This window comes from Streptomyces otsuchiensis (assembly GCF_004305975.1).
Taxonomy (GTDB): domain Bacteria; phylum Actinomycetota; class Actinomycetes; order Streptomycetales; family Streptomycetaceae; genus Streptomyces; species Streptomyces otsuchiensis.
This window is the reverse complement of record NZ_BHZI01000337.1, coordinates 1-5711: the sequence shown is the minus strand read 5'-3', so window position 1 is coordinate 5711 and position 5711 is coordinate 1. Positions and strand designations below refer to the sequence as shown.

Sequence of the window (5711 nt, the reverse complement as noted above, 5' to 3'; positions counted from 1 at the left end):
GACGCACCGGAAGCGGGGTGGGACGGGGGCCGATCACCGCGGGCCGTCGCCCGACGACGCTGACCGCGGCGACCAGCCGCAGCGGCCGGAAACCGGCCGCCACCGCCGCGCGCAGCAGCCTGGCCACCGCCTGTTCGCCGCCCCGGAGCCAGCCGGCCGCCAGCAGGCCCACGCACAGGTGCGCGGCCAGCAGCAGCCAGGGAGCGGCCGGGTTGATCGCGGTGTCCGTGCCGCTGACCAGCCGCGCCAGCGGCGTCCCGAGATCCCCACCCGCACAGATGAGGTCGACACCGATCAACCGCACAGGCACCGGGGGTGGGGCGCTGCTGTAACAGGCCGTCTGGCCGGTGGTGAAGACGGCGTCGGCACCGAGCTGGAGCGGAAGCAACAGCGCGGCGATGTGCCGGAAGCGGCGTTCCCGTCCCGCCAGCAGGAGGGCGATGACGAAGACGACCGCGGTCACCGAGGTCACCACGGGCAGCGGCAGAGGCTTTCCGGAGAACAGCACATGGGCACCGGCGGACAGCGTGACGCACAGCGCGGTGAAGACCGCGGCGCGCACGACGCGTATACCCAATCCGGAGAAGGCCATCAGGGTGAGTGTGCCATGCCGTGGCCGGTGGGCACAGTCCGCGGTCACGGGCTGCCCGACAGCGACCGCCGCTGACCTCGGCCTTTCCCCCGGGCACGGCCGTGACCTGCGAAGACGCGGCCGGATTCCGAGGCGTGGGGCGACGACGGGATGTCGGTCGGCGGCGGTAGGGTCGTGTCCGGTGCCGGGGTCCGTCCGCCTCACGCGGAAGCCCCGTGCGCACCCTCGCGACCGGCCCGCCCGCCTGACCGGCGCGCGCCCCGCCGGCCCGGTACGTCGTCGGTGATCGTCGGAAGGTTCCCGTGGTGAGCAAGCCGTTCACGCATCTCCATGTCCACACCCAGTACTCGCTGCTGGACGGGGCCGCGCGGCTCAAGGACATGTTCAACGCGTGTCAGGAGATGGGCCAGAGCCACATCGCCATGACCGACCACGGCAACCTCCACGGCGCCTACGACTTCTTCCACAAGGCGCAGGACGCCGGGATCACACCGATCGTCGGCATCGAGGCGTACCTGGCGCCGGAGTCGCGCCGCTACACCCGGCCGGTCAAGTGGGGCGCGCCCCACCAGAAGCGCGACGACATCTCGGGCGCCGGCGCGTACACCCACATGACGATGTGGGCGCGCAACCGCACCGGGCTGCACAACCTCTTCCGGGCCCAGTCACGCGCCTCGCTGGAGGGCTTCTTCCGCAAGCCCCGCATGGACCGCGAACTGCTCGCCGAGTACTCCGAGGGCCTGATGGCCACCACCGGCTGCCCGTCGGGCGAGATCTCCACCCGCATCCGGCTGGGGCAGATGGACGAGGCGGTCAAGGCAGCCGGCGAGTACCAGGACATCTTCGGCAAGGAGAACTTCTTCGTCGAACTGATGGACCACAACATCGACATCGACCGGCGGGCCCGCGCCGGGCTGGAGGAGATCGCGCGCAAGATCAGCGCGCCCTTCGTCGTCACCAACGACTCGCACTACACCTACGAGCACGAGTCGGCCGCCCACGACACCCTGCTGTGCATCCAGACCGGCTCCAACCTCTCCGACCCCGACCGGTTCAGCTTCGACGGCTCCGGCTACTACCTGAAGTCCGCCGACGAGATGTACGCCATCGACAACTCCGACGCCTGGCAGGAGGGCTGCCGCAACAGCCACCTGCTGATCGCGGAGCGGATCGACACCGAGGGCATGTTCAAGCCCCGCAACCTGATGCCGCGCTTCGAGGTGCCCGAGGGCTACGACGAGGTCAGCTGGTTCCAGGAGGAGGTCAAGCGGGGCATGGAGCGCCGCTTCCCCGGCGGCGTCCCCGAGGACCGGCAGCGGCTGGCCGCCTACGAGATGGGCGTCATCATCGAGATGGGGTTCCCGGGGTACTTCCTCGTGGTCGCCGACTTCATCATGTGGGCGAAGAACGCCGGGATCGCCGTCGGCCCCGGGCGTGGATCGGCGGCGGGCTCGATCGTGTCGTACGCGATGGGCATCACCGACCTCGACCCGATCGAGCACGGGCTGATCTTCGAGCGGTTCCTCAACCCCGAGCGCGTCTCCATGCCCGATGTCGACATCGACTTCGACGAGCGCCGGCGCGGCGAGGTGATCCGGTACGTCACCGAGAAGTACGGCGCCGACAAGGTCGCGATGATCGGCACCTACGGCACGATCAAGGCGAAGAACGCGATCAAGGACTCCGCGCGGGTGCTGGGCTACCCCTACGCGGTCGGGGACCGGATCACCAAGGCGATGCCCGCCGACGTCCTGGGCAAGGGCCTCCCGCTGTCGGGCATCACCGACAAGAACCACCCCCGGTACTCCGAGGCCGGCGAGATCCGCTCGATGTACGAGAACGAGCCGGACGTCACCAAGGTCATCGACGCCGCGCGCGGCATCGAGGGGCTGGTGCGGCAGATGGGCGTGCACGCCGCCGGCGTCATCATGTCCAGCGAGGCCCTGATCGACCACGTGCCGGTCTTCTCCCCGAAGAACGACGGCGTGGTCGTCACCCAGTGGGACTACCCCAGCTGTGAGTCGCTGGGCCTGCTGAAGATGGACTTCCTCGGCCTGCGCAACCTCACGATCATGGACGACGCCGTCAAGGCGATCGAGAAGAACAAGGGCGTCAAGATCACGCTGCTGGACGTCCCCCTGGACGACCCGGCGACCTACGAACTCCTCCAGCGCGGCGACACCCTCGGCGTCTTCCAGTTCGACGGCGGCCCGATGCGGTCCCTGCTGCGGCTGATGAAGCCCGACAACTTCGAGGACATCTCCGCCGTCTCGGCCCTGTACCGGCCCGGCCCGATGGGCATGAACTCGCACATCAACTACGCCCTGCGCAAGAACGGCCAGCAGGACATCACCCCGATCCACCCCGAGCTGGAGGAGCCGCTCAAGGAGGTCCTGGACATCACCCACGGCCTCATCGTGTACCAGGAGCAGGTGCAGAAGGCCGCCCAGGTGCTGGCCGGCTACTCCCTGGGCCAGGCCGACCTGCTGCGCCGGGCGATGGGCAAGAAGAAGCCCGAGGTGCTGGAGAAGGAGTTCGTCAACTTCCAGAAGGGCGCCCGCGACAAGGGCTACTCCGACGCCGCGATCCAGGCGGTCTGGGACGTCCTGGTGCCCTTCGCCGGCTACGCCTTCAACAAGGCGCACTCCTCGGCGTACGGGCTGATCACCTACTGGACGGCCTACCTCAAGGCCAACTACCCGGCCGAGTACATGTCGGGGCTGCTGACGTCGGTGCGGGACGACAAGGACAAGTCGGCGGTCTACCTCAACGAGTGCCGGAAGATGGGCATCAAGGTGCTCCCGCCGGACGTCAACGAGTCCGACGCCAACTTCACTCCGCGCGGCGACGACACCATCGTCTTCGGCCTCACCGCGGTGCGCAACGTCGGTGCCAACGTCGTGGAGTCGATCATCCGCTCCCGCAAGGCCAAGGGGAAGTTCTCCTCCTTCCCCGACTACCTCGACAAGGTCGAGGCCGTCGTCTGCAACAAGCGCACCACCGAGTCGCTGATCAAGGCCGGCGCCTTCGACGAGCTGGGCCACACCCGCAAGGGGCTGACCGCGCACTTCGAGCCGATGATCGACAACGTCGTCCAGGTCAAACGCAAGGAGGCGGAGGGCCAGTTCGACCTCTTCGGTGCCATGGGCGGCGAGGAGACCGACGACACCCCGGGCTTCGGCATGGACGTGGAGTTCACCGACGAGGAGTGGGAGAAGACCTACCTCCTCGCCCAGGAGCGCGAGATGCTCGGGCTCTACGTCTCCGACCACCCGCTCTTCGGCCTCGAACACGTCCTGCGGGAGAAGGCCGACACCGCCATCGCGCAGCTCACCGGCGGCGACTACTCCGACGGCTCCGTCGTCACCGTCGGCGGCATCATCTCCGGCCTCCAGCGGAAGATGACCAAACAGGGCAACGCCTGGGCCATCGCCACCGTCGAGGACCTCGCCGGCTCCATCGACTGCATGTTCTTCCCCGCCAGCTACCAGCTGGTCTCCACCCAACTCGTCGAGGACGCCATCGTCTTCGTCAAGGGACGCCTCGACAAGCGGGAGGACGTCCCCCGGGTGGTCGCGATGGAGATGCAGGTACCGGACCTCTCCGAGGCGTCGGCCAACGCCCCGGTCACGCTGACCATCCCCACCGTCAAGATCTCCCCGCCGCTGGTGAGGGAACTGGGCGAGGTGCTCGGCCAGCACCGCGGCGGCACCGAGGTGCGGGTAAGGCTCCAGGGTGTCCGCGACACCACGGTGCTCCGGCTGGACCGGCACCGGGTGGACCCGGGACCCGCCCTCTTCGGCGATCTCAAGGCCCTCCTCGGGCCGTCCTGCCTCTCCGGCTGACACGACGACGCGGGCGGCTCCGGCCGAGCCCCGCTCGGCCGGTACCCGCCCGGCGCACGGCCGGCGGGGCGCGGTACGGCTCACGCCGGTCCGCGCCCCGCCGGGGCCGCGTCACGCCGCGTGCCGGGGCCGGCCGGCTCCGTCACGATTCCGGCAGGCTCCCGAGTGCGGCGGCGCGGCGGTCAGTTGTGCCCGAAGCGGCGCTCCCGCTTCTTCGGTGAGGTGCGGTGCTCGCCCATCGCGCCACCCTCCTGCGTGGTGGTGGCGCGCGGCTGTTCGGCGTTCGGCACCGCCGTGCGCCCGTGATCCGGGTGTTTTCGGTCCTTGCCCTTGTTCTTGGCCATCTGGGATCGCCTCCAACGTGAGGTCCGGTGGCCCGGACAGCTCCGGGCGCGACCAGCCTTGCACGATGCGGCATCCCTCGCATTTCGGGCGGCCTTCGCATTCGCCACGCCGAAGATCGAGTTGGGGCTGATAGACGGCTCACGGTCGGGCAGACTCAAGGAAATGCGTGGTCGAAGACCTCCGGAAAGGGGTGTGCCGTGGACCGTTGCGTCGTGCTGGTCGATGCCGGTTACCTACTGGGCGCAGCCGCCAGTCTGCTGGCCGGGGATCCCGCCCGCTCCCGTATCACCGTGGAACACAACGCGCTGATCCAGGGATTGCGGCAGCGCGCCAGCGAGGAGACCGGCTGCGAACTGCTCCGGATCTACTGGTTCGACGGCGCCCCCGACCGGGTGCCGCAACCCGAACACCGCCGCCTGCGGGTGATGCCCCGGGTGACCGTGAGACTCGGGGCGCTCACCCGAAGTGACGGCCGCTGGGCGCAGAAAGGCGTCGACGCGGCCATGCACGCGGAGCTGACCGAACTGGCCCGCAACCGCGCCTGCTCCGACATCGTGCTGGTCACCGGAGACGGCGACCTGCTGCCCGGCCTGGTCTCCGCCAAGGAACACGGCGTCGCCGTGCACCTGTGGGCCGTCCAGGCGGCGGACGGCGACTACAACCAGTCCGAGGACCTCGTCGCCGAAGCCGACGAACGCCGCGTCCTGGACCGCGCCTGGATCACCCAGGCCGTCCGCGTCCGGGAGAGCGCCCCCGGCGGCCATCCGCAGCCCGCCACCCGGCCCGAGATCGCGGCCATCCTCGCCGCACCGCTGCCCGAACCGGCCGGGGAGACGCTGGAGTCGTCCAAGAACGGCAGCGCCCCGCCCGAACCCCCCGAGGACGAGACCGAGACCGCCGACACCCAGGCCAAACCCGGCGTCCCCACC

The 5711-nt window shown here is 69.6% G+C and carries 4 protein-coding genes; 2 read left to right on the top strand and 2 right to left on the bottom strand.

From position 1 onward, the window contains the following. On the bottom strand, positions 1 to 592 hold a 592-nt coding region (locus E0D90_RS23050), incomplete at its 3' end, for a hypothetical protein (RefSeq protein WP_130799929.1). Positions 593 to 894: 302 nt separating this feature from the next. Here E0D90_RS23050 and dnaE point away from each other — a divergent pair. Next, the gene (gene dnaE, locus E0D90_RS23045; protein ID WP_130799928.1) at positions 895 to 4437 is read left to right on the top strand and encodes a DNA polymerase III subunit alpha; all 3543 of its coding nucleotides are present in this window, start codon (positions 895 to 897) and stop codon (positions 4435 to 4437) included. A 182-nt stretch (positions 4438 to 4619) separates the two neighbouring features. Here dnaE and E0D90_RS26790 read toward each other — a convergent pair whose 3' ends face one another. After that, complete coding sequence (locus tag E0D90_RS26790; protein WP_157996924.1) at positions 4620 to 4781, bottom strand: hypothetical protein; 162 nt, start codon at positions 4779 to 4781, stop codon at positions 4620 to 4622. A gap of 198 nt (positions 4782 to 4979) precedes the next feature. Here E0D90_RS26790 and E0D90_RS23040 point away from each other — a divergent pair. Continuing rightward, the coding region (locus E0D90_RS23040; protein WP_130799927.1) for an NYN domain-containing protein at positions 4980 to 5711 on the top strand (732 nt) is incomplete at its 3' end.